This is a genomic window from Mesorhizobium sp. M2E.F.Ca.ET.209.01.1.1, assembly GCF_004010375.2.
Lineage (GTDB): Bacteria > Pseudomonadota > Alphaproteobacteria > Rhizobiales > Rhizobiaceae > Mesorhizobium.
On the sequence record NZ_SADP02000856.1, the window covers coordinates 1 to 315 of the forward strand.

Genomic DNA, 315 nt, shown 5'->3' on the forward strand with positions numbered 1-315 from the left:
GGCCGTCACGGAAAAAAATCTGCAGGCCGAGGCCATAGCCGAGAATCCAGACTGCAAACACGATTCCGGTGCAGAAGAGCAGGTAAAAGGCCTTATTGCCCTGGCTCATGATTCATCTCGGGCAAAGAAGATTTCCGACACGCCGCGCTTGCCGCCGTCGCGGCGGAGCTGGATGACGATCGGGATGACCATCTGAATGTACGACATCAGATCGGCTTTGGAATAACCTGACGACATGCCAGCCTGTTGCATCATCATGGCGAGCTGCTCGTAGGCACCCAGTGGCGTGTCGGCATGGACAGTGGACATGCTGCC

General features: G+C 56.8%; 1 pseudogene. It reads right to left on the reverse strand.

The features are described from left to right. Positions 1 to 105 precede the first annotated feature (105 nt). Positions 106 to 315, reverse strand: a pseudogene (locus tag EN852_RS38210) (Flp pilus assembly complex ATPase component TadA); the annotation flags it as partial.